Origin of the sequence: Paraburkholderia piptadeniae (assembly GCF_900007165.1) — a bacterium.
In the GTDB taxonomy this organism is placed as follows: Bacteria; Pseudomonadota; Gammaproteobacteria; order Burkholderiales; family Burkholderiaceae; genus Paraburkholderia; species Paraburkholderia piptadeniae.
This window is the reverse complement of record NZ_CYGY02000219.1, coordinates 1-1,312: the sequence shown is the minus strand read 5'-3', so window position 1 is coordinate 1,312 and position 1,312 is coordinate 1. Positions and strand designations below refer to the sequence as shown.

The following is a 1,312-nucleotide window of genomic DNA, read 5'->3' as shown; positions in this document are numbered from 1 at the left end:
TGCCTGATCAAGGCGGGAAAAGCAGGACAGGTTGCCGCGGTCCGCAGGCCATGGCGAGTGCAATTTGACATAAGGTTATTTATCACCGAAACGAATGATCGTTCCATTTTGGATCCGCGCCAGATCGGATGGCGTGCCATGCCGTTGCGTCGCGCAGTGCAGCAAATCCGCGTGCAATCAAACCCTTACAGGCGTTCCCCGCCGGGTTGTCCACAGGCTAGTCCACGTTTTCTGTGCACAACTTTCATCGAGGTGTCATGCGACAGGAAGAAATCGTCCTCGAAAAGGCGATCTGCGTGTCGCCCATACGGGCGCTGGCGCATCACGGCACCTGTGACGCAGCACTCCACCCGCGCTATCCACGCGGGCGTTTCCGTGGACCCGCTACCGCGCCCCAATGAGCGATTCCGAGGTGCTCGGCGTCACCATCGAATATGCTCCCGTCCCGATTGAGGAATTTAAACAGAAGATGGCTGACCGCTTAGCCGAGGATCAATCCTGCTTCACGCAGCAGAGCAACGATGGTGCGTGCGGGGGCATGAAGGCGGACCATCAGGTCCTGCACAAAGGCGACTACCGGCAGCGCCGGATGGCCGTCTTCAAAATATTCGAGCAGGCGCTGAACCTGGTTGGCCGGAATGTCCAGCCGCACGCGCTCTGAGCAGACACGCAGTGCACTGACCGTCAGGCGACCTTGCGGATTCCACCTCAGCCTTGATAGCCCTTCTGGATGCGGCGCCGGCAAGACCCGAAAGTGCTGATCGGGCAGTTCCATCAGATACCCCTGGGCGGTCAGCTCACGCAGATACTGTCGGACTGCGACCTTCTCCGCATCCTCAAACGTCGGTGCCACGGTGTAGCGCATGTCCAGCCAACGGAGCACTGTCAGCATGGAGAAGTCGCGACAGCTCGTACCTCGCTGCGTGCCCGGACGCACGAACTTGCCAAAGACGTCTGCCTGCCAGATACGCGGGTCACGACCAAATGACGCCTTCCCCACCACATCGATGTCAACGGCATCCGGCCAGCGATCGCAGGGTAAGCCCAGTTGCCGTTCAAGAAAGCGGATCTTGTCCGTAACGCTCATTTGCCGGTAGGCGGCATCGGTAGCAAGCCAGCCGGCGTCCACCCACGGCGTGACTGGCACAGGTATCGACAGCTTCATGGGCGCCTTTTCGACCTCGCCAAACAACGCCATTTCTACGGGGCGCCGCTCGGGTTGCACGTGAAGCGTGCGATTGCTGATTGCCGGGTGCCATAGCCAGATCTTGTTCGTGAGCCCACGCAGCACGACTGTAGTGGTCAACTAATT

General features: G+C 59.8%; 1 protein-coding gene. It reads right to left on the bottom strand.

Annotation, left to right across the window (positions count from 1 at the left end):
- Nucleotides 1-481: 481 nt before the first annotated feature.
- Entirely contained in the window at nt 482-1,291 is an 810-nt protein-coding gene (locus tag BN2476_RS44810; protein WP_087740483.1) for a hypothetical protein, read from the bottom strand.
- Nucleotides 1,292-1,312: the final 21 nt, after the last annotated feature.